The organism is Anaerostipes butyraticus (assembly GCF_016586355.1).
Classification (GTDB): domain Bacteria; phylum Bacillota; class Clostridia; order Lachnospirales; family Lachnospiraceae; genus Anaerostipes; species Anaerostipes butyraticus.
Genome location: NZ_BLYI01000006.1, coordinates 22,328 through 43,775 on the forward strand (window position 1 = coordinate 22,328; position 21,448 = coordinate 43,775).

Annotated in this window: 21 protein-coding genes; all 21 read left to right on the forward strand. The window is 42.5% G+C overall.

Annotation, left to right across the window (positions count from 1 at the left end; all coding sequences use genetic code 11):
* Positions 1 to 6 precede the first annotated feature (6 nt).
* On the forward strand, positions 7 to 1,401 hold the full coding sequence (locus JMF81_RS01000) for an FtsW/RodA/SpoVE family cell cycle protein (RefSeq protein ID WP_201309615.1): 1,395 nt from the start codon (positions 7 to 9) through the stop codon (positions 1,399 to 1,401).
* Entirely contained in the window at positions 1,316 to 2,815 is a 1,500-nt protein-coding gene (locus JMF81_RS01005) for a peptidoglycan D,D-transpeptidase FtsI family protein (protein WP_201309616.1), read from the forward strand. Before JMF81_RS01000 ends, JMF81_RS01005 begins: the two co-directional genes overlap by 86 nt.
* A gap of 125 nt (positions 2,816 to 2,940) precedes the next feature.
* Positions 2,941 to 3,393 (forward strand): NUDIX hydrolase, encoded by a 453-nt coding sequence (locus JMF81_RS01010; protein WP_201309617.1) that lies wholly within the window; start codon positions 2,941 to 2,943, stop codon positions 3,391 to 3,393.
* 193 nt (positions 3,394 to 3,586) lie between these two features.
* Entirely contained in the window at positions 3,587 to 4,759 is a 1,173-nt protein-coding gene (locus JMF81_RS01015; protein ID WP_201309618.1) for a D-alanyl-D-alanine carboxypeptidase family protein, read from the forward strand.
* Between the two features lie 113 nt (positions 4,760 to 4,872).
* The gene (locus tag JMF81_RS01020; RefSeq protein ID WP_201309619.1) at positions 4,873 to 5,688 is read left to right on the forward strand and encodes an SDR family oxidoreductase; all 816 of its coding nucleotides are present in this window, start codon (positions 4,873 to 4,875) and stop codon (positions 5,686 to 5,688) included.
* Between the two features lie 30 nt (positions 5,689 to 5,718).
* On the forward strand, positions 5,719 to 7,641 hold the full coding sequence (locus tag JMF81_RS01025; protein WP_201309620.1) for a BglG family transcription antiterminator: 1,923 nt from the start codon (positions 5,719 to 5,721) through the stop codon (positions 7,639 to 7,641).
* A 19-nt stretch (positions 7,642 to 7,660) separates the two neighbouring features.
* Positions 7,661 to 8,113, forward strand: coding sequence for a transcriptional regulator GutM (locus tag JMF81_RS01030; protein ID WP_243282499.1), 453 nt, complete (start codon positions 7,661 to 7,663; stop codon positions 8,111 to 8,113).
* Positions 8,114 to 8,129: 16 nt separating this feature from the next.
* The gene (srlA, locus tag JMF81_RS01035) at positions 8,130 to 8,672 is read left to right on the forward strand and encodes a PTS glucitol/sorbitol transporter subunit IIC (protein ID WP_201309621.1); all 543 of its coding nucleotides are present in this window, start codon (positions 8,130 to 8,132) and stop codon (positions 8,670 to 8,672) included.
* Positions 8,673 to 8,700: 28 nt separating this feature from the next.
* Positions 8,701 to 9,717 carry a PTS glucitol/sorbitol transporter subunit IIB gene (srlE, locus tag JMF81_RS01040; protein ID WP_201309622.1) on the forward strand — a complete coding sequence of 339 codons (1,017 nt, stop codon included), beginning with the start codon at positions 8,701 to 8,703 and terminating at the stop codon, positions 9,715 to 9,717.
* A 40-nt stretch (positions 9,718 to 9,757) separates the two neighbouring features.
* Positions 9,758 to 10,111 carry a PTS glucitol/sorbitol transporter subunit IIA gene (locus JMF81_RS01045; RefSeq protein ID WP_201309843.1) on the forward strand — a complete coding sequence of 118 codons (354 nt, stop codon included), beginning with the start codon at positions 9,758 to 9,760 and terminating at the stop codon, positions 10,109 to 10,111.
* Positions 10,112 to 10,403: 292 nt separating this feature from the next.
* The gene (locus JMF81_RS01050; protein ID WP_243282500.1) at positions 10,404 to 11,306 is read left to right on the forward strand and encodes a metallophosphoesterase; all 903 of its coding nucleotides are present in this window, start codon (positions 10,404 to 10,406) and stop codon (positions 11,304 to 11,306) included.
* Complete coding sequence (locus tag JMF81_RS01055) at positions 11,297 to 12,067, forward strand: segregation and condensation protein A (RefSeq protein ID WP_201309624.1); 771 nt, start codon at positions 11,297 to 11,299, stop codon at positions 12,065 to 12,067. Before JMF81_RS01050 ends, JMF81_RS01055 begins: the two co-directional genes overlap by 10 nt.
* Positions 12,042 to 12,632 carry an SMC-Scp complex subunit ScpB gene (scpB, locus tag JMF81_RS01060; protein ID WP_201309625.1) on the forward strand — a complete coding sequence of 197 codons (591 nt, stop codon included), beginning with the start codon at positions 12,042 to 12,044 and terminating at the stop codon, positions 12,630 to 12,632. The genes JMF81_RS01055 and scpB overlap by 26 nt, the downstream gene beginning before the upstream one ends.
* Position 12,633: 1 nt before the next feature.
* A complete protein-coding gene (gene ilvB / locus JMF81_RS01065; protein WP_201309626.1) occupies positions 12,634 to 14,370 on the forward strand; it encodes a biosynthetic-type acetolactate synthase large subunit in 1,737 nt (578 codons plus the stop codon).
* A gap of 11 nt (positions 14,371 to 14,381) precedes the next feature.
* Positions 14,382 to 14,879, forward strand: a complete 498-nt coding sequence (gene ilvN, locus JMF81_RS01070; protein WP_201309627.1) for an acetolactate synthase small subunit — start codon at positions 14,382 to 14,384, stop codon at positions 14,877 to 14,879.
* Positions 14,880 to 15,303: 424 nt separating this feature from the next.
* Positions 15,304 to 16,494 carry an acetyl-CoA C-acetyltransferase gene (locus tag JMF81_RS01075; protein WP_201309628.1) on the forward strand — a complete coding sequence of 397 codons (1,191 nt, stop codon included), beginning with the start codon at positions 15,304 to 15,306 and terminating at the stop codon, positions 16,492 to 16,494.
* 44 nt (positions 16,495 to 16,538) lie between these two features.
* Positions 16,539 to 17,315: an enoyl-CoA hydratase-related protein gene (locus JMF81_RS01080; protein WP_201309629.1), complete on the forward strand. Its 777-nt coding sequence runs from the start codon at positions 16,539 to 16,541 to the stop codon at positions 17,313 to 17,315.
* Positions 17,316 to 17,390: 75 nt separating this feature from the next.
* Positions 17,391 to 18,230, forward strand: a complete 840-nt coding sequence (locus JMF81_RS01085) for a 3-hydroxybutyryl-CoA dehydrogenase (RefSeq protein WP_201309630.1) — start codon at positions 17,391 to 17,393, stop codon at positions 18,228 to 18,230.
* A gap of 89 nt (positions 18,231 to 18,319) precedes the next feature.
* Positions 18,320 to 19,471: an acyl-CoA dehydrogenase gene (locus JMF81_RS01090; RefSeq protein WP_201309631.1), complete on the forward strand. Its 1,152-nt coding sequence runs from the start codon at positions 18,320 to 18,322 to the stop codon at positions 19,469 to 19,471.
* A 13-nt stretch (positions 19,472 to 19,484) separates the two neighbouring features.
* Positions 19,485 to 20,267: an electron transfer flavoprotein subunit beta/FixA family protein gene (locus JMF81_RS01095; protein WP_201309632.1), complete on the forward strand. Its 783-nt coding sequence runs from the start codon at positions 19,485 to 19,487 to the stop codon at positions 20,265 to 20,267.
* A 119-nt stretch (positions 20,268 to 20,386) separates the two neighbouring features.
* Positions 20,387 to 21,421: an electron transfer flavoprotein subunit alpha/FixB family protein gene (locus JMF81_RS01100; RefSeq protein WP_201309633.1), complete on the forward strand. Its 1,035-nt coding sequence runs from the start codon at positions 20,387 to 20,389 to the stop codon at positions 21,419 to 21,421.
* Positions 21,422 to 21,448: the final 27 nt, after the last annotated feature.

The following is a 21,448-nucleotide window of genomic DNA, read 5'->3' on the forward strand; positions in this document are numbered from 1 at the left end:
AGTGGTATGATACAGATTATTACAGTCATTGCAAAATATCTGATTTTGATCATGTGTCTGATTTACACTTTTTCCTGTTATACGATGTTTCGTCCAAAGAATAAGGAACGACAGGGAGATTTGCTGGATAATCAGGTAATCTACATGTTCATTTTCCTTTTTTTGTGCAATGCGGTTTTATTTTTAAAGACATTTGATTTGAAAATATTGATTTTTTTTGCGGCACAGATTGTATTTTTCGAGATACTGATGATCCTGTTTCCAAGGATTTATAAGAAGTGTTCGCGGCTTCTGATCAATAACACATGTTTTCTTCTGGGTGTGGGATTTGTTATCCTGACCAGGCTGTCATTTGATCTGGCAATCCGTCAGTTCGCGATCGCGGCGGTCAGTGTTCTGGTGACCAGTGTAATTCCGCTTATGATGCATAAGATCACAATCTGGAATAAACTGGGATGGCTGTATGCGGCGGCCGGTTTTGTTCTTCTTTCCTCTGTATTTGTAATTGGAGTACAGAAGAATGGATCGTATAACTGGGTCAGCATTGGCGGATTCGCATTTCAGCCGTCGGAGTTTGTAAAGATTATTTTTGTATTTTTTACTGCTGCGCTGCTGTGCAAAGCAAAAGAGTTTAAGGATCTGGTAAAGATAACGATTGTAGCAGCTTTGTATGTTATGGTTCTGGTAGTGGAACGAGATCTGGGAGGAGCTCTGCTTTACTTTATGATATATCTGATGATGCTGTATGTGGCAACGGCAAAAGCGATTTATTTGTTTGGCGGCCTGGGAGCAGGATCTCTGGCGGCGGTCATTGCGTACCATCTGTTTTCCCATGTGCAGGTCAGGGTGGCGGTATGGAGAGATCCGTTTTCCATGATTGAAGGCAGAGGACTTCAGGTATGTCAGTCTCTTTTTGCCATTGGAACCGGAGGCTGGTTTGGCATGGGACTTGGAAACGGACGTCCTAATGATATCCCGGTTCGGGAATCTGACTTTATTTTTTCTGTGATCAGTGAGGAATTTGGCGTTATTTTCGGAATCTGTCTGATTTTTGTACTGATCAGCTGTTTCATTTTGTTTATGGATATTTCAACCAGGAGCAGGAAGCTTTTTAATAAGCTGCTGTGTCTGGGATTTGGCGTATGTTTTTTATTCCAGGTGTTTTTAAGTATCGGAGGAGTAACGAAATTCATTCCTTCCACAGGAGTTACGATTCCTCTGGTGAGTTATGGAGGCACATCGGTTGTCAGTACGCTGATTATCATCAATATCATTCAGGGATTGTATATGTTAGCAGATAGTGAGGAAGAGGAACATGAGCGTATTAAGGCGGAAGAAGAAGCAGAAAAACGAAAATACAGAGAAAAAGACTATTCTTCAAAGAATTCAGGATTCCATTAAAGAAGGACCGAAAAAAAAGAGAAAGGCCAATCGGCAGATTCTTCAGATTACGTATATCTTTGTGGGAATGTTTCTGGTGCTGATCGGTTATATCATTTATTTTGTGGCTGTGGACAGCAAAGATGTGATTACAGATCCTCATAACAGAAGAGTCCAGGAGATGGCCAAAAATGTAGTCAGAGGAAAGATCATCAGCAGTGACGGCAATGTCCTTGCGCAGACGATCACGGAAAATGGCGAAGAAGAAAGAGATTACCCGTACGGCAGGATGTTTGCCCATGTGGTAGGTTATAATGATAAAGGAAAAGCCGGACTGGAATCAAAATGCAATTTTGATCTGCTGACATCCAACGCGAATCTTCTTTCTCAGATTACGAGCAGTCTGAAAGGAGAAAAAAGCCAGGGTGACAATGTCTATACCACGCTGAGTACAAAAGTTCAGACAGCGGCATATAATGCTCTTCAGGGAGAAAAAGGAGCGGTTGTTGCCATGGATCCGGAAACCGGGGCAGTCTATGCCATGGTTTCAAAACCGGATTTTCGTCCGGGACTGGTAGCGGAGAACTGGGAGGAGTTAAATACGGACGAAGATTCCCTCCTGTTAAACCGTGCCACACAGGGACTGTATCCGCCGGGTTCCACCTTTAAGGTTGTGACAGCGCTGGAATATATGCGGGAGCATCCGGATGACTATCAGGATTTCACATATAACTGTACAGGGCATACGACGATCGGAACGCTGGATATCCAGTGTTATGGCGGCGCAGTCCACGGAACTGTCGACCTGGCAGGAGCGATCGAACATTCCTGCAACACGGCATTTGTCCATATTGCGGAAAAGCTGGATAAGGATAAACTGGCATCTCTTGCTGGTGACCTGATGTTTAATTCCAAGATACCGATCAATCTGCAGGCAACTTCAAGCCGTTTTACATTCAACGGAGATTCCGGAATCAATGAGCTGGCGCAGACAGCCATTGGACAGGGCAAAACACTGGTGACTCCGCTTCAGAATGCCATGGTCATGTGTGCCATTGCCAATGACGGAGTGATGATGCAGCCGTATCTGGTGGATCAGGTGAGAAATGTAGACGGCGGTGTAATCAAAGAAACGGAAACAGAAGAACTGGCGCAGCCGCTTCAGAAAGGTGAATGTGAGACATTAAAGACGATGCTCAAAAAAGTTGTTGCCAGCGGAACCGGAACCAAGGCATATTCTTCAGAGTATACTGTTTATGGAAAAACCGGATCAGCGGAATATAATGACAACAAAGATTCCCATGCATGGTTTATCGGATGCGCGGAAAAAGATGGAAAGAAAATCGTTGTCAGTGTTCTGGTGGAAGACGGAGGTTCCGGAGGAAGTACGGCAGCTCCGATTGCGGACAAAGTTTTCCATTCATTTTTCGACTGATGACGCAACTTTTGGAAAAGAACTATTATGAGTTGAAATCGTGATTTAATCAAGGTATAATATTTTCAAGGAAAGGCACACAACATGCGGAACGGGAAAAGAAAATCCGCAGACAGGAGGTTGTTATGACGGAGGCAACGAGCTGTGGGGGTGTCGTAATATTTAGAGGGAAGATTTTGCTGTTATATAAGAGTTATAAGAATCGTTATGACGGCTGGGTACTTCCAAAAGGTACTGTTGAGAAAGGAGAAAATCACGAGGAAACGGCTCTACGGGAAGTGAAGGAAGAGACAGACGCAGATGCACGGATTGTAAAATATGTCGGGAAAAGTGAATATTCTTTTTATTCGTTTCATGAACAGATTGTAAAGAGTGTCCACTGGTATTTGATGGAGTCTGATAATTATCACTCCCGACCGCAGAAAGAAGAATTTTTTGTGGACTCAGGGTACTACAAATTTCACGAGGCTTACCACTTATTGAAATTCCCGAATGAGAAGGAGATTTTAAAAGAAGCGTATGAAGAATATAAAAAAATGAAATCTTCGAACTGCTGGGGAAAGAGGCCAAGATACTGAAGAAGGATCAAGAGATTGATTCTTCTTTTTTTGTCTTGTGGGGAAAAAGGAAATATGTTACAATTCTGATATGGAATAAAATTTCTTAATAATAAAAATAGTAAAAAATAATTTCTTCAAGATAGCTTCTTTTTTATGTATAAAACCAAAAATCTCATATTAAACTGTAATATAAGAGATTTGAGGTGTAAAAATGAAGCGATTATTCGCAGCTGTCATTTTCATTTGCTTCACGGCAGTACATACCGTCTGTGCGAATCAGCCGGAAGCGGTAGTGACATCAGCAGTTCCGGATTTAAACTTAACGGCAAAATCAGCAGTTGTTATGGAAGCAGGCAGCAAAACACTGCTTTATGAAAAAGACAAGGATAAAGAGCTTCCTCCGGCAAGTGTGACAAAAGTTATGTCGCTGCTGCTGATTTTTCAAGAGCTGGATGCAGGAAAACTCAGCCTAAAGGATGAAGTGACGGTCAGTGATCATGCGGCATCCATGGGCGGATCGCAGGTGTTTTTGGAACCGGGAGAAAAGCAGGATGTGGAAACTCTTATAAAATGCGTAGTTGTTGCCAGCGCCAATGATGCGGTCGTTGCTCTGGCAGAACATATTTCCGGAAGCGAAGATGCTTTTGTTCAGAGGATGAATCAGGAAGCGAAAAAACTGGGAATGAAACATACGGTTTTTAAAAATGCCTGTGGTCTGGATGAAGACGGACATGTAACGACAGCCTATGATATTGCCCTGATGTCAAGAGAACTGACAGTAAAGCATCCGGATGTATTTCAATATACGAAGATCTGGATGGATTCTTTTACTCATAAAACAAAAAAAGGAACCAGTGAATTTCAGTTAAGCAATACCAATAAGATGATTCGGCAGTACAACGGCTGTACCGGATTGAAGACCGGCAGCACCAGCACGGCAAAATTCTGTCTGAGCGCGACGGCGACAAGAAATCATGTGGATTTGATTGCGGTGGTCATGGCAAGCAGTGATTCCAAATCACGAATCAAAGATGCAGGAGCTCTTCTTGATTACGGATTCGCCAGCTGCCAGGTTGTAGAGGATGTTACAACCGCAGAAGAGATTGGAACGATCAAGGTTGAAAAAGGTAAAAAAGATACGGTGGTGTATCCGGAGAAGATAACGGCCAAAATAACAAGAATCAAGCAAAAAGACGGGAATCTGAAGAAAGAAATTAAGATTGATTCTCTGACGGCTCCGGTGAAAAAAGGACAGACCATCGGGAAAATCATATATAAAGACGGCAGTAAAACGGCAGCAGAGACCGATATCAAATCTATGGAATCCATACAGAAAATGGACTATTTGTCCAGCCTGCAGAAAATAGCGGAAGCATATTTTTAAGACAGTTCATGAAATTTCTTGCCGGCGGAAAATGACAACATTAAATTTAATTTCAGCGCTCATTATAATGAACTCATGAAGCAAAGATACTCAGTTTAAAAAGGAGGATTATAATGAGCGAATCTTGGTTAAATCTTGAAGGAAAAACTGTTATCGTTACCGGAGGAGCATCCGGAATCGGCAAAGCGGTTGCCCAGGAATTCCTGGAAGTCGGAGCAAATGTAGTAATTTCAGACATGGCTCCGGAAGCTCCGGAAATGAAAGCGGAAGAAGGAAAATTCCTCTATGTCAGAACAGATGTAACAAAATTGGCAGATGTTGAGGCAATGGTGGAAAAAACAAAAGAAACTTATGGAACGATTGATGTTCTGGTAAACAATGCCGGAATTAACATTCCAAGGCTTCTGGTAGATCCTAAAGATCCAAAAGGACAGTATGAACTGGACGAAGCTGTATGGGACAAAGTTTGCAACGTAAACTTAAAAGGTGTTTTCTTCTGCGCACAGTCAGTTGGAAGAGTCCTGGCAGAAAAAGGCAGCGGAGTCATCATCAATATGTCTTCTGAAAGCGGACTGGAAGGATCTGAAGGACAAAGTGTTTATGCAGCAACAAAAAATGCAGTGAATTCTCTGACAAGATCATGGGCAAAGGAACTTGGAAAACAGGGAGTCCGTGTCGTAGGAGTTGCGCCTGGAATTATGGAAGCAACAGGACTGCGGACACTTGCTTATGAATCTGCGCTGGCTTATACAAGAGGAATCACGGTAGACGATCTGAGAGCAGGATATTCAAAAACTTCAACAATACCTCTTGGAAGATCAGGAAAATTATCAGAAGTGGCAGATATGTGTGTTTATCTTGCCAGTGACCGTGCATCTTATGTACATGGAGTTACGATCAATGTAGCTGGAGGAAAGACAAGAGGATAAAAGAAACAAAAGCGGATGGAAAGGATAGAGATGGAGCTTTTTAATGATGAAAACAGGATATCATCCATTTTAAAAAATATTGAGATGCAGTCTGTTTGCAGCATTGATAAAATTGCCGGAAAGCTGAATGTATCCGCTAAGACGATTCGTAATGATATAAAGGAGCTGAATTACCTGCTGGGCGGGTATGCCTTGATCAGCATGAATAAGGGAGAGTGTAAACTGATCGTATTTGATCAGAGGGGATTTATGGAAATACGGAATAAAATTTTCCAGCAGAAAGATTTCTTTAATTCTCCGCAGACAAGAATGGCATATTTGTTCTGGCAGCTGATGAACGCCAAAGAACCTTATCTGACGGACGATCTGTCAGAGGAAATGAAGGTAGGGAGAACAACGGCCATCAGCGATTTGAACAAGCTTCGAAAAATCATCGATAAATATCAGCTGAAGATCAAAGGGAAAGCGAATACGGGACTGAAGCTGATAGGAGACGAATTGCACATCCGTTTATTTATTCTTGAGAATATTTATGAACAGCTGTATCTGAATTTTCCATTGGGCTCAGAAGTAAGAGAAAAATTAACCGGTTTCCAGGAAAGATTTTCGCTGGATGCGCTGGGATTCGGATTTTTCTATCGGTTTTTTGTTGTTATGATCCAAAGGATAGAAAGCGGACATGTGATCAAACATCTGGAAGAGAAATATATGGACCTTTATCAGAGTCAGGCATATGGCATTGTAGATGAATTCCTCAATGAGATCGAAGAGGTGAAAGGATATAAGATACCAAAAGAAGAGAGAATCTTTTTATGTATCCCTGTAGCCGGCATGAGGACTCCTGCCAATACGCGGGAGATTGAGCAAAAAATCAGTGTGTCTGAAGATGTCGCGGATATGATCATCGAAATGCTGGACCGGATCCATTCAGAGCTGAATGTAACGGTCATTGCCAATGAATTGTTTGATGATTTCGTATATCATATTTTCTTTATGATCAATCGGCTGAAATATGGTCTGCATATTCATAATCCTATGATCGATGACTTTAAGAATCAGTACAGTGTCGCTTATAAAATGGCGGAAATTGGAAAAGAAGTCATTGAAAAAAGAGAAGGAATCACGATCACAGAAGATGAAATGGCGTTTCTGGCAGCTTATTTTGGAGTGTTTCTGATTGAACAGGAACCGGAAGAAAAAAGATGCAGGATTGCGATCGTCTGCGGATCCGGAAAAATCATCGGAAGACTGATTGAGAACCAGCTGAAAAAGATTTTTGATGTGGAGCCGGAATTTGAGTTTTTTTACAATGGGAATTTTGCGGAACATAAGAAAGATACATTCGATTATATCGTTACGACTACAGAACTGGACCTGGATACCAAAACACCGGTAATTTTTATGGATGAAGTGTTTGACAGGGAATATATCCAGAAGAAATTTGAGAATATAAAATACCTGTCAGATGCAGGAAGAAATATCAGGAGAGGAATTGATTCGCTGTTTATGAATCTGCTGGATGAAAAAAGATTCTTTCTCCTGGATCCGGAACATACATATGATGAAAACGTTCGTCTTATGGCAGAAACACTGACGAAGCAGGGAGAACTTGACGAAGGATTCGCGGACAGAGTAGAGAAAAGAGAACAGTATTCCACAATGATACTCAATCAGCATATTGCGTTTCCGCATACAAAGAATCTGCTGTCAAAACTTACCCTTGCCCTGGGAGTATATCCAAGCCCTTCTCATGAAGAGGGGTGTGAAAATGTCGAACTGGTGATCCTGCTTGGCATTCCGGAAACCATGGAAGATGATACGGTGCTGGTAAGACTGTATGATGAGATTCTTACAATAGGAAAAGATGTGGGAGTAATCGATAAAATACGGTCTATGAAAAGCTATAAAGAATTGCTGCTGTATATAACAGAAGAAAATAATATTTTTAGATAATGAAAGAAGGAGGAAGAAAATGTCTTATTTTATGATCGTTGCAGTAGGTTTTTTGGCTGCCCTGATTCTGCAGTTTCTGATGCAGATGGTGCAGATGAAAAGTTTTAATCAATATTATACAAAGCTTCGAAAAATGGGAAGAGTAGCCATTGGAAAAGCAAAAGGCGGTTTCCATGCCGGCGCAATCGTTATGTTTGCAATCGATCAGAATGGCATTATTCTGGACGGATGCTTTATGAGAGGCTTTACGATGTTCGCAAGGTTTAAAGACTGGGATTTCTTTAATGGAATTGATGTTGGAACGATTCGGAAAGAAGACTGCGAAACGATCGGAGTATCTCTGCGCAGAGCAGTGTTAAACGCTTCCTCCAATTACAACACGATTATGAGTGGAGGCGAAGTCTTGGAGAAACCGGGGCTCCTTACCAGAATTGGTGATAAGATCTACGGTGTCAACAAGAAGAAAGCCTGAATGAAAGGAGAAATTTATGAACGTAATTGTAAATGCCGCATCAGGATTTATGGGATTGTTTGATGTAGGAGCTGAAAACCTTATTGGCTGGGTGTCAACAATCGTACCGAAAGTACTGTTACTGCTTATCTTAATGAATACGATCATCGCCCTGATCGGACAGGAGAAGATCAATAAATTTGCAAAAGTGTGTTCCGGAAATGTAATTCTGGCATATGGAGTCCTTCCATTTCTGTCAGCATTTATGTTAGGAAATCCAATGGCGCTGTCTATGGGAAAATTCCTTCCGGAAAGAATGAAACCAAGCTATTATGCGTCTGCCGCATATCACTGCCATACGAACAGCGGTATCTTCCCTCATATCAATGCCGGAGAGCTGTTTATTTACACAGGGATCGCGTCTGGAATTCAGACACTGGGATTAAATGAGATGGATCTGGCAATCCGTTACCTTCTGGTTGGTCTTGTTATGAACTTCTTCGCAGGATGGGTAACAGACTTTACAACGAAGATCGTTATGAAACAGCAGGGAATCGAACTTAGCAATGAATTGAAATAAGATGGATTAAAATACAGGAGGAAAAACTATGTCAGAATATAGAGCAATTACAATCAGACAGGGAAGCGGTGGATTCGGCGGTCCTTTAACGGTAAAGCCACAAGAAGGCAAAGATGTGTTATTATATATTACAGGAGGCGGAGCAGAACCTGACATCCTTCAGAAGATCGTTGACCTGACAGGATGCCGTCCGGTCAACGGATTTAAGACAACGGTACCGGAAGAAGAGATTTTCCTTGTTATCATCGACTGCGGCGGAACTCTTCGCTGCGGAATCTATCCACAGAAGAGAATTCCGACTATCAATATTAACCCGGTTGGAAAATCCGGTCCAATGGCAAAATATATCACAGAAGATATTTATGTTTCTGGTGTAACAAACAATGAGATTGAGCTGGCGGATGGATCTGAGGCTCCAATCCAGAGTGAAGCAGGACCGGCAGAAGAAAAAGAGGAAAAGGAATTCAAATACAGCGCAGATAAAAAAGTATCTGAGACAATGGGTGAGACATCAAAATCAAGTTTTATCCAGAAGATTGGAATGGGAGCCGGTAAAGTCGTTGCGACATTCAACGCGGCAGCAAAAGAATCTACTAATACGATTCTTCATACGATCATCCCATTTATGGGATTCGTATCACTCCTGATCGGTATCATTCAGGGATCCGGTTTCGGTGACTGGTTTGCAAGACTCTTACAGCCATTGTGCGGAAACGTGATTGGTCTTTGTATCCTGGGATTTATCTGTTCTATTCCGTTCTTAAGCTGTCTGCTTGGACCTGGAGCGGTTATCGCCCAGATTATCGGTACTTTGATCGGTGTGGAAATCGGAAAAGGAAACATTGAGCCAAGCCTTGCGCTTCCGGCATTATTTGCCATCAATACACAGTGCGCATGTGACTTCATTCCTGTAGGACTGGGACTCGCTGAAGCAGAACCGGAAACAGTAGAGGTTGGTGTTCCGTCTGTTTTATATTCAAGGTTTATCATTGGTGTACCGCGAGTACTGGTTGCATTTGTAGCAAGTTTCGGACTGTATAAATAGCAGTGGAGAATAAATAACTTAAAGAAAGGAAAATAGTATGATGTATCAGGTAACGATTAAAGGAAAAGGTGATATGGTAGAAGCATTCAAGGACGAAGGAATCTTTGTTACGTTTGGTGACAATGCGCCGGATACACTGAAAGATTTCTGCTATGCCATCGATGTAAATCCCGTAAACGGCGTAGTGAAGCCAGGATGCAAGCTGGTGATTGACGGCAAGGAATATAAGATTGTGAAAGTCGGAGATGTTGCCAATGAAAACCTTGCAAATCTGGGACATGTTACATACAGCTTCAACGGTGAGGATGCAGAGTGTCTGCCGGGAACGATCTGTGTAGAAAAAGCAGAAATTCCGGCTCTTGACATTGGAAGCACGATCGCGATTGTGGAGTAAGCTGTTTTCCTTGACTCAAAACACAAAGAACGAAGGCGGTGAGACAAAATGGTTCTTGCCGCCTTCGTTTTTTGGTTCTTTGTCAGGCAGACCATGAAGGGAAAGCTTTCTATGGGTCGAAAAGATTTTCCAGGAGGCTTCTAAGGGAAAAAACTGAGAAAGGATAGAAAAGCCAAGGATTCTTTCTTGATTGCCCATCTTGTATTTTCTATTTATATTTAGTAAAATAGAAAAAAGTATGATAGTGAACAGAGGACAGGCGGAAACTCTCTGTGTGAGGGAGGGAGCAGTTATGATTCCTTTTTGGATAGGGGGATTTATTTTAGCGGCCGTGATCTTTACAGTTGTGGTCGTGCTGGCAAGCAGGAGAGAAAATAAAAAATTAGTCGTTGAACGATATGAGATTCGGTCTCCGAAGATTCCGGAGGCTTTTGATGATTTTCGGATTGTTTTTCTTACGGATCTTCACTGCAGTGAGTTTGGCGAGGAAAACAGGGAACTGATAGAGATGGTGAAAAAATGCAGACCGCATATGATTTTGGCAGGCGGAGACATGCTGATCAGTAAAGAGGACAAGTCAATTGAGGTGCCGCTTAAGCTGATGCATCAGCTGGCAGAGAAATATCCGGTCTATTACGCAGATGGCAATCACGAGCTGCGTCTGATGAGAAATGAAGAGATTTTCGGAGTCAGATACAAAGAATACATTCATGAACTGAAGGAATACGGCGTGTGGCATATGTCCAATGAGACTGTGATCCTGGAACAGGAAGGGCAGTTCATTCATCTGACGGCAGTGGATCTTGAACCAAAATTTTATCAAAGATTCCGGATTCCGGAGATGAAACAGGAAGATATGGAACAGGCAGTTGGGAAAGCGTTTCGCGACAGGTTTCAGATTCTTCTTGCCCACAATCCTAATTATTTTGAAACTTATGCGCAGTGGGGAGCGGATCTGGTCCTGGCAGGACATTTTCATGGAGGAATGGTCAGAATACCGAAAATAAACCGGGGAGTGATTTCACCGCAGTTTCAGCTGTTTCCAAAGTATGATGCAGGGGAATTTCATATTGGAAACAGCACAATGATCCTAAGCAGGGGACTTGGGAACCATTCGATCAAACTGCGGCTGTTTAACAAACCGGAAATATCCTGCATTACATTAAAAAGTCGGAGAGATAAGACATGGCATTAGATATCAAACTGAATGTATTCGAGGGTCCGCTGGATCTTCTGCTGCATCTGATTGAGAAGAATAAAGTGGATATCTATGATATCCCGATTGCAGAAATCACGGAACAGTATATGGAGTATATCCAGGCAATGAAAGAGGCGAAGCTGGACAGTATGAGCGATTTCCTGGTCATGGCAGCAACTCTGCTTAAGATCAAAGTGAAGATGCTTCTGCCGGCTCCGGAAGAAGAGGAAGAAGAAGGAGATCCGAGAGGAGAGCTGGTCCGGCGGCTGATTGAGTATAAGATTTATAAGTATGCGTCAGGGAAACTCCGGGCATATGGCCAGGAAGCGGAAAAAAGTTTTTACAAAGAGCCGCAGATTCCGGAAGAGGTGCTGGCCTACAAAGAAGAGATCGATCCGTCAGAGCTTCTGGAAGGAGTTTCTGTTGAAAAACTATGCGAAGTATTCTGTTTTGTAATGCGCAGGCGTGAGAATAAGAAGGATCCGATTCGAAGTGATTTTGGTGAGATTCATGAAGAAGAGATCAAGCTGGAAGATAAGATAGAAGAAATCGATCAGTATATCCGAAGCAGCAAAACCGCTAGTTTCTTTCAAATCATGGAAATTCAGAAAACGAAGGAAGCCGCGATTGTTGCTTTTTTATCAATATTGGAGCTGATGAAGCAGGGGAGGATCTGGGCAGCTCAGGAAACCATCGGGGGTGACATTATAATAGAAGCATTGGAGCAGAAAGATGAAAGAAAAACAGGCAATGATTGAAGGAATCCTATTTTCTATGGGAACAAGTGTTTCCAAAAAACAGCTGAAGACAGCGCTGAATGTGGACGATGATCTGCTGGAATATCTGATCGATCAGCTGAAAAGGGAGTATAAACGGTCGGAGAGAGGAATTCGGCTGCTGGAATTCGATGATTCCATTCAGCTTTGTACAAAACCAGAATATTATGAGGCATTGATCAGGATTGTAAATCATCCAAAGAAACCAAAGCTTACGGATGTGATGCTGGAAACGCTGTCGATCATCGCATATAAGCAGCCGGTCACCAAGCAGGAAATTGAGGCAATCCGCGGGGTAAAATGCGATCATCCGGTCAATAAGCTTTTAGAATATAATTTAATCTGTGAAGCCGGGCGCCTGGATGCGGTAGGCCGTCCGATTCTATTCAAAACGACGGAAGAGTTTCTTCGGTGTTTTGGAGTCTCGTCAGTGAAAGATCTTCCGGTGGTACAGGAAGAGACGATTGAAGGCTTTAAGGCAGAAGCTCAGGAAGAAGTAAAATACGCATTGGAGGAAGAGGCTGCAGAAGAGATGGAGGAAAAATAGTATGGGTAAAATGACAGGAAATGAATTTTTAGTAAAAGCACTGCAGGAAGAAGGTGTTGAGAAAATTTTCGGATATCCTGGAGCCTGCGTTATAGATATCTTTGATGAGATCTATAAACAGGATCAGGTGGAACTTATACTGCCGCGTCATGAGCAGGGACTGATTCATGCGGCAGACGGTTATGCCAGATCAACTGGCAAGGTTGGCGTCTGTCTTGCGACCAGCGGACCTGGAGCTACAAATCTTGTAACTGGAATTGCAACTGCTAATTATGACAGTGTTCCGCTTGTATGCTTTACAGGACAGGTAGCGACGAATCTGATCGGAAATGATACTTTCCAGGAAGTAGATATCGTTGGAGTAACCCGGAATATTGCAAAGTTTGTAATTGTGGTCCGCAAGAGAGAAGATTTGAATCGTCTGATCAAAGAGGCGTTCTATATTGCCAGAACAGGAAAACCGGGGCCTGTACTCTTGGATCTTCCAAAAGATGTTATGGCAGAGCTGGGAAGCGATGAATATCCGGAGACAGTTAATATCCGCGGATATAAACCGAATACCAAAGTACATCATGGACAGATTCTCAGGGCCATGGAGATGATTTATAAAGCAAAGAGACCTTTGTTTTTGATTGGAGGAGGAGCTAAGATTTCAGGGGCATTTGATGAAATGACCCGTCTGATGGAGATGCTCAGGATTCCTGTGGTTACAACGATTATGGGAAGAGGGATTGTTCCGACCAATCATCCGCTGTATTTTGGAAATATAGGAATGCATGGAAATTATGCGGCCAATGAGGCGGTGAACAGCTCTGATCTTCTGATTTCCATCGGAACCAGATTCAACGACCGAATTACCGGCAAGCTGGGAACATTCGCTTCAAAGGCAAAGATCATACATATTGATATTGATACGGCGGCAATCTCAAAAAATGTTACCGTTGATGTTCCGATTGTCGGAGATGCCAAGGAAGCCATCGAGCTTATGACAGAGATTGCAGAACATGAAGAGGCGTGCAGGACAGAGCGCTGGCTGGAAACGATGGAAAGCTGGCAGAAAAAATATCCAATTAAGATGGAAGAAAAGGAAAAGCTGGTTCCGATCCAGATCATTGATGCGATCAATAAATTTTATGATGAACCGATCGTAACGACAGATGTAGGACAGAATCAGATGTGGACAACGCAGTTTCTGGAACTGCGGGGCAAACGCCAGATGCTGACGTCCGGCGGACTTGGAACTATGGGATACGGTCTTCCGGCGGCAATTGGGGCGGCGATCGGTAATCCGGGAAGAGATGTGATCACTATCTGCGGTGATGGAGGATTCCAGATGAATTCTCAGGAAATGGCAACCGCAGTGGTACAGGAACTGCCGATCACAATCTGTATTTTAAATAACGGATATCTCGGAATGGTACGCCAGTGGCAGGATCTGTTCTACGGCAAAAAATACGCAGGAACCTGCCTGAGAAGGAGAAAGAGCTGTGAACATTTCTGCGGAAATGATTTTTCAAAGTGTCCTCCATATACGCCGGATTTTGTCAAACTTGCAGAAAGTTACGGCGCACAGGGAATCAGAGTCTTTAAAAAGGAAGAGATCATCCCTGCCTTTGAAAAAGCAAGGGAGAAGAAAGACGGCCCGACACTGATCGAGTTTATTATAGAAGACGAAGAACTGGTAATGCCTATGGTGAAACCAAATGGTTCTATTACTGATCTGATCATGGAACGATAGGAGGAAGAGAGATGAAGAGAAGATGGTTATCTTTATTTGTAGAAAACAGGGTCGGCGTGCTCGCAAGGATTTCCGGATTGTTTTCCGGAAAAGCGTATAATATTCACAGTCTGACAGTGGGAGAGACGGAAGATCCTACAATGTCCAGAATGACAATCTGTATTGATGCGGATGACAAAACTTTTGAGCAGATCAAAAAGCAGCTGAACCGGAGCATTGAAGTAATAAAAGTCATCGATTATACAGATACATCAATCCGTACCAAAGAAATCATGTACATCAAAGTAAAAAGCATCAATGCGAAACAGAGAGCAGAGATTTTCCAGATGGGAGAAGTGTTCCGTTTTCTGATCAAGGATATGGGAAAAGACAGCGTTCTGATTGAAGCGATCCGGACAGAAACAAAAAATGATTCAATTTTGAAGGTTTTTAAAGAACGGTTTACGAATATTGAAGTTGTGCGGGGAGGCCCTGTGGCCATTGAATGCATCAGCATGCAGGACCGCTGATTGTGAGAGAGCAGATGATCTGCTCTCTTTTCTTTTTTTTCTGAAAACTTACAGAGGAAAACATTGTGAGGATTGCACATAAAAATAGAAAAAATATGGAAGAAATTATATAAAATGAATAGAAAATTGTTATTTTTTTGACGAAAATTTCAAAAAAAACCCTCACAAAACCGTGCTTTTTCGTATAGAGAAAAAAAGTCAGCTTCCAATTTATTAAGATTGTGTTAAAAAAAATACAATTTCCGACACAGATTGTATACAAGCGCAAGCCCAGTATTTATGCGGGTTTCAGGGATTTGTAATATTTATTGGAATTCTTTTTAAAAATTATTAATTGAAAAGAAATAAAGATTGTGATACTATTAACACAACGATGATATTTATCATCAGCACTTGAAAATTAATTTTATGGAGGAGAATTGATATGGCAAAGAAAGTAGTTATCGCAGGAGCATGCCGTACAGCAATTGGTAAAATGGGCGGAGGATTAAGCACGACTCCGGCAGCAGATCTTGGTTCAATCGTAATCAAAGAAGCATTAAACAGAGCTGGGGTTCCGGCTGACAAAGTGGACCATGTATATATGGGATGTGTAATCCAGGCTGGTTTAGGACAGAACGTTGCTCGCCAGGCTTCCATCAATGCAGGCCTTCCAATCGAAGTACCGGCAGTTACAGTAAACGTAGTTTGTGGATCTGGTCTTAACTGTGTAAACATGGCAGCACAGATGATTCAGGCAGGAGATGCTGACATCGTAGTTGCAGGTGGTATGGAAAACATGTCAATGGCTCCATTCGCATTACAGAAAGCTCGTTTCGGATATCGTATGAACAACGGCGTTCTGGTTGATACAATGGTAAATGACGCGTTAACAGATGCATTCAATCATTATCATATGATGATCACAGCAGAGAACGTTGCAGAACAGTGGAACTTAACTCGTGAAGAGTTAGATGCTTTTGCAGCAAAATCTCAGCAGAAAGCTGTTGCAGCACAGGAAGCTGGAAAATTCAAAGATGAGATCGTTCCTGTAGAAGTAAAACAGAGAAAGAAAACAGTGATCGTTGATACAGACGAGGGACCAAGACCGGGAACAACAGAAGAAACACTTGCAGGATTAAGATGCTGCTCAGGAAAAGCAGACGGAATGGTAACAGCAGGTAACGCTTCCGGAATCAATGACGGTGCAGCAGCAGTTGTTGTAATGAGCGAAGAAAAAGCAAAAGAATTAGGTGTAACACCAATGGCTACATACATCACAGGAGCTCTTGGCGGTGTTGATCCTAAGATCATGGGTGTCGGACCGGTAGCATCTACAAAGAAAGCATTCGCTAAATCCGGACTTACAATCGATGATATGGACTTAGTAGAAGCAAACGAAGCTTTCGCAGCTCAGTCTGTAGCAGTAGCAAAAGAATTAAACTTCAATATGGATAAAGTCAATGTTAACGGTGGAGCAATCGCTCTTGGACATCCGGTAGGAGCTTCAGGATGCCGTATCCTTGTTACACTGCTTCATGAAATGCAGAGAAGAGATGACGTGAAGAAAGGTCTTGCAACTCTTTGCATCGGCGGTGGAATGGGCTGCTCAACAATCGTTGAAAAATACGAATAAAACCTGTAGATTTTACTGAAACGATGGGAAAGGAGAATTCTAAGATGGAATTCGTTACATATGAACAGGATGGTTTTGTCGGAATCGTGACGATCAACCGTCCAAAAGCGTTAAACGCACTGAACAGTGAAGTGTTAAAAGAAATCGAAGCAGCATTTGACGCAATCGATCTGGATGCGACAAGAGCTGTCATTCTGACAGGAGCAGGAGAAAAATCTTTCGTTGCAGGTGCTGATATCGGAGAGATGAGCACACTGACAAAAGAAGAAGGAGAAGCATTCGGTAAAACAGGAAACGATGTATTCCGTAAGATCGAAACATTCCCGATTCCTGTAATCGCTGCAGTCAACGGATTCGCCCTTGGCGGAGGATGCGAGATCTCCATGAGCTGTGATATCAGACTCTGCTCTGACAACGCTGTTTTCGGACAGCCTGAAGTAGGACTCGGAATTACTCCGGGATTTGGCGGAACACAGAGACTTGCACGTCTTGTAGGCGCTGGAAAAGCAAAAGAGATGATTTACACTGCTTTCAACATCAAGGCAGACGAAGCATACAGAATCGGTCTTGTAAATGCCGTATATCCACAGGCTGAGCTTATGGACGCAGCAAAGAAGATGGCTGCAAAGATCGCAAAGAACGCTCCGATCGCAGTCCGCGCATGCAAGAAAGCGATCAACGAAGGCCTTGACGCAGATATGGATCAGGCAATCGTGATCGAAGAGAAAGCATTCGGAAGCTGCTTCGAGACAGAAGATCAGAAAGCAGGAATGGAAGCATTCTTAAATAAAACAAAAGTAGACGGATTTAAAAACAAATAGTCAGTTTTGGATCATGCTGCCGGCACTGCCGGCGGCGGATTCTTCATGAGTTTATATTTATTAGGAGGAATTAGAATGAAAGTTGGAGTTATCGGTGCTGGAACAATGGGCAGCGGAATTGCACAGGCATTTGCCCAGACAGAAGGATATGAAGTTTGCCTTTGCGACATCAATGATGAATTTGCTGCAAACGGAAAAGCAAAGATCGCAAAAGGATTTGAAAAACGTATTGCAAGAGGAAAAATGGATCAGGAAACAGCAGACGCTGTTCTTGCAAAAATCACAACTGGTACAAAAGAAATCTGTACAGACTGTGATCTGATCGTTGAAGCAGCGATTGAAAACATGGAAATCAAAAAACAGACATTCAAAGAACTGCAGGATATCTGTAAAGCAGATGCTATTTTCGCAACTAACACATCTTCTTTATCTATCACAGAAATCGGTGCAGGACTTGATCGTCCATTGATCGGAATGCATTTCTTCAACCCTGCTCCAGTTATGAAACTGATTGAAGTAATCGCAGGAATCAATACACCAAAAGAGACAGTTGACAAGATCGTTGCAATTTCTGAAGAAATCGGAAAGACTCCTGTACAGGTAGAAGAAGGAGCAGGATTCGTAGTTAACAGAATCTTAATCCCAATGATCAACGAAGCAATCGGAATCTATGCAGATGGAATCGCTTCTGTAGAAGGAATTGACACTGCAATGAAACTGGGAGCAAATCATCCGATGGGACCTTTAGCACTTGGTGACTTAGTAGGTCTTGATGTCTGCCTTGCAATCATGGAAGTACTTTACAATGAATTTGGTGATCCAAAATATCGTCCGCATCCATTATTAAGAAAGATGGTTCGTGGAGGATTATTAGGACAGAAGACTGGTAAAGGATTCTACGATTATAGCAAATAAGATTGAGAGCTTTTCTTCCGCATTGGTTTTTTCAGGGAGGACTGGTGCGGAAGATTAACTTTATAGAATCAATTATGGAGGAATAAAGAATGGATTTCACATTAAGTAAGAAACATGAGATGGCTAGAACTCTCTTCAAAGAGTTTGCCGAGAAAGAAGTAAAGCCTCTTGCACAGGACGTGGATGAAAATGAACAGTTCCCGGAAGAAACTGTTGCAAAAATGGCAAAAAGCGGATTCCTTGGTATTCCGATTCCGAAAGAATACGGCGGACAGGGATGCGATCCTCTTACCTACATTATGTGTGTGGAAGAGTTATCTAAAGTTTGCGGTACAACAGGCGTTATCGTATCTGCTCATACATCATTATGTATGGATCCGATCTTAACATTCGGTACAGAAGAGCAGAAGAAAAAATATCTTCCGGATCTGGCTTCCGGTAAGAAATTAGGAGCTTTCGGTCTGACAGAGCCAGGAGCTGGTACAGACGCTCAGGGACAGCAGACAAAAGCTGTATTAGATGGAGACGAGTGGGTATTAAACGGATCTAAATGCTTCATCACAAACGGTAAATACGCAGATGTTTACATCATCATCGCTGTAACAGGAACCGTTGAAAAACGTGGAAGAAAGCAGAAAGAGATTTCTTCTTTCATCGTTGAAAAAGGAACACCGGGATTCTCCTTCGGAACAAAAGAAAAGAAGATGGGTATCCGCGGTTCAGCTACATATGAACTGATCTTTGAAGACTGCCGTATTCCAAAAGAGAACCTTTTAGGAAAGAAAGGAAAAGGATTCGGTATCGCAATGCATACTCTTGACGGAGGACGTATTGGTATTGCTTCCCAGGCACTTGGTCTTGCAGAAGGTGCATTAGAGCGCACGATCGAATATGTAAAAGAAAGAAAACAGTTCGGACGTACGATCGGACAGTTCCAGAATACACAGTTCCAGTTAGCAGATATGGCTACAAAAGTAGAAGCTGCTAAGAACCTGGTATACAAAGCTGCTATGGCAAAAGCTACACAGAAGACATACAGTGTGGAAGCTGCTATGGCTAAATTATACGCAGCAGAAGTTGCTATGGAAGTAACAACAAAAGCTGTTCAGTTGCATGGTGGTTATGGATATATCAGAGAATACGAAGTAGAACGTATGATGCGTGATGCTAAGATCACAGAAATCTACGAAGGAACATCAGAAGTTCAGCGTATGGTAATTTCTGGAAGCTTATTGAAATAAGGGAGGTAATACCGTGAAGATAGTTGTTTGTATAAAACAGGTACCAGATACAAAAGGCGGAGTTAAATTCAATCCGGATGGTACATTAGACAGAGGTGCAATGCTTACAATCATGAACCCAGATGACAAAGCTGGTCTGGAAGCTGCACTTAGAATCAAAGACGAATATGGAGCAGAAGTTACTGTTCTTACTATGGGACTTCCAAAAGCCGATGAAGTTCTTCGTGAGGCTATGGCTATGGGAGCAGACAAAGGAATCCTTGTAACCGACAGAGTCCTCGGAGGAGCAGATACATGGGCAACCTCCACAACAATCGCAGGAGCGATCAGAAACCTGGATTATGACCTGATCATCACAGGACGTCAGGCAATCGACGGTGATACAGCCCAGGTTGGACCTCAGATTTCCGAACATCTGGATATTCCTGTTATTTCTTATGCACAGGATATCAAAATCGAAGGAGACAGCGTAATCGTTCAGCGTCAGTATGACGACAGATATCATGTAGTAAAAGCAAAAATGCCTTGCCTGATCACTGCATTATCTGAATTAAACGAGCCACGTTACATGACACCAGGCGGAATTTTTGATGCTTATGATGCAGAAGTAACAACATGGGGAAGAAAAGATCTGAAAGATGTAGATGATTCTAATCTTGGTCTTGCAGGATCTCCTACAAAGATCGCGAAAGCATCTGACAAAGTGAGAAAAGGTGCTGGAGAGAAAGTTACTCTTGATCCAGAAGAAGCAGTCAATTATATCGTTGATAAATTAACTGAAAAACATGTAATTTAAGGAATTTTCGAGACAAGATTTCTTAGCCTTCGGCGGATGCCGCGGATTCTGTGTTTTGCACGGAGTCCCGGTTGGCAAGTACGTCGCGGCGCACTTGAAAGGAAATAAAGGAGAAGAAAATGGGTTTAGAAGAATATAAAGGCGTATTTGTCTTTGCACAGCAGGTAGACAATGAGTTAAGCGGAATCGCTTTCGAACTGCTCGGCAAAGCAAAAGACTTAGCAAAAGACTTAGACACAGATGTAACAGCAGTTCTTGTTGGTTCTGACGTAAAAGGACTGGTAGATGATCTCGCAAAATACGGCGCAGACAAAGTAATCGTTGTAGACGATCCTGAACTGAAAGACTACAGAACAGAACCATATACACATGCACTTGCATCTGTAATCAATGAATACAAACCGGAAATCATGCTGGTAGGTGCAACAGCCATCGGACGTGACTTAGGTCCTCGTGTATCCGCAAGGGTTGCAACAGGTCTGACAGCTGACTGTACTGTACTTGAGATTGGTGATTTCCCATTAAATCCGATTCCAGGAAAAGAGCAGAAACACAATCAGCTGCTTATGACACGTCCTGCATTCGGTGGAAATACAATCGCAACAATTGCCTGCCCGGACAACCGTCCACAGATGGCAACTGTACGTCCTGGTGTTATGCAGAAGATTGATCCGATCGAAGGAGCAAAAGCTGAAGTGATCGAATTCAATCCAGGATTTACACCAAACGACAAATATGTAGAAATCCTTGATGTTGTAAAATCCGTATCTGATGTTGTTGATATCATGGATGCTAAGATCCTTGTATCCGGCGGACGTGGAGTTGGAGAAGAAGGATTCGCTATGTTAAGAGAATTAGCAGATGTTCTCGGCGGAGAAGTCAGCTGCTCTCGTGCTGTAGTAGACAACGGATGGCAGCCAAAAGACCTTCAGGTAGGACAGACAGGAAAAACAGTACGTCCTAATGTATACTTCGCAATCGGTATTTCTGGAGCAATCCAGCATGTTGCAGGTATGGAAGAGTCTGACATCATCATTGCAATCAACAAAGATGAGACAGCTCCTATCTTTGATGTAGCAGATTACGGTATTGTTGGAGATCTTAATAAGATCGTTCCGGCTTTAACAGAAAAATTAAAAGCTGTTGTAAAATAATCAACTTTTTACGAATTTAATCCTTTT

Coding starts and splice junctions, on each gene's coding strand:
- JMF81_RS01015 (WP_201309618.1), top strand. CDS start 3,587: ATGAAGCGATTATTCGCAGCTGTCATTTTCATTTGCTTCACGGCAGTA.
- ilvN (WP_201309627.1), top strand. CDS start 14,382: ATGAAGAGAAGATGGTTATCTTTATTTGTAGAAAACAGGGTCGGCGTG.
- JMF81_RS01075 (WP_201309628.1), top strand. CDS start 15,304: ATGGCAAAGAAAGTAGTTATCGCAGGAGCATGCCGTACAGCAATTGGT.
- JMF81_RS01025 (WP_201309620.1), top strand. CDS start 5,719: ATGGAGCTTTTTAATGATGAAAACAGGATATCATCCATTTTAAAAAAT.
- scpB (WP_201309625.1), top strand. CDS start 12,042: ATGAAAGAAAAACAGGCAATGATTGAAGGAATCCTATTTTCTATGGGA.
- JMF81_RS01085 (WP_201309630.1), top strand. CDS start 17,391: ATGAAAGTTGGAGTTATCGGTGCTGGAACAATGGGCAGCGGAATTGCA.
- JMF81_RS01000 (WP_201309615.1), top strand. CDS start 7: ATGATACAGATTATTACAGTCATTGCAAAATATCTGATTTTGATCATG.
- JMF81_RS01100 (WP_201309633.1), top strand. CDS start 20,387: ATGGGTTTAGAAGAATATAAAGGCGTATTTGTCTTTGCACAGCAGGTA.
- JMF81_RS01020 (WP_201309619.1), top strand. CDS start 4,873: ATGAGCGAATCTTGGTTAAATCTTGAAGGAAAAACTGTTATCGTTACC.
- JMF81_RS01080 (WP_201309629.1), top strand. CDS start 16,539: ATGGAATTCGTTACATATGAACAGGATGGTTTTGTCGGAATCGTGACG.
- JMF81_RS01030 (WP_243282499.1), top strand. CDS start 7,661: ATGTCTTATTTTATGATCGTTGCAGTAGGTTTTTTGGCTGCCCTGATT.
- srlA (WP_201309621.1), top strand. CDS start 8,130: ATGAACGTAATTGTAAATGCCGCATCAGGATTTATGGGATTGTTTGAT.
- srlE (WP_201309622.1), top strand. CDS start 8,701: ATGTCAGAATATAGAGCAATTACAATCAGACAGGGAAGCGGTGGATTC.
- JMF81_RS01005 (WP_201309616.1), top strand. CDS start 1,316: ATGAGCGTATTAAGGCGGAAGAAGAAGCAGAAAAACGAAAATACAGAG.
- JMF81_RS01055 (WP_201309624.1), top strand. CDS start 11,297: ATGGCATTAGATATCAAACTGAATGTATTCGAGGGTCCGCTGGATCTT.
- JMF81_RS01090 (WP_201309631.1), top strand. CDS start 18,320: ATGGATTTCACATTAAGTAAGAAACATGAGATGGCTAGAACTCTCTTC.
- ilvB (WP_201309626.1), top strand. CDS start 12,634: ATGGGTAAAATGACAGGAAATGAATTTTTAGTAAAAGCACTGCAGGAA.
- JMF81_RS01050 (WP_243282500.1), top strand. CDS start 10,404: ATGATTCCTTTTTGGATAGGGGGATTTATTTTAGCGGCCGTGATCTTT.
- JMF81_RS01010 (WP_201309617.1), top strand. CDS start 2,941: ATGACGGAGGCAACGAGCTGTGGGGGTGTCGTAATATTTAGAGGGAAG.
- JMF81_RS01045 (WP_201309843.1), top strand. CDS start 9,758: ATGTATCAGGTAACGATTAAAGGAAAAGGTGATATGGTAGAAGCATTC.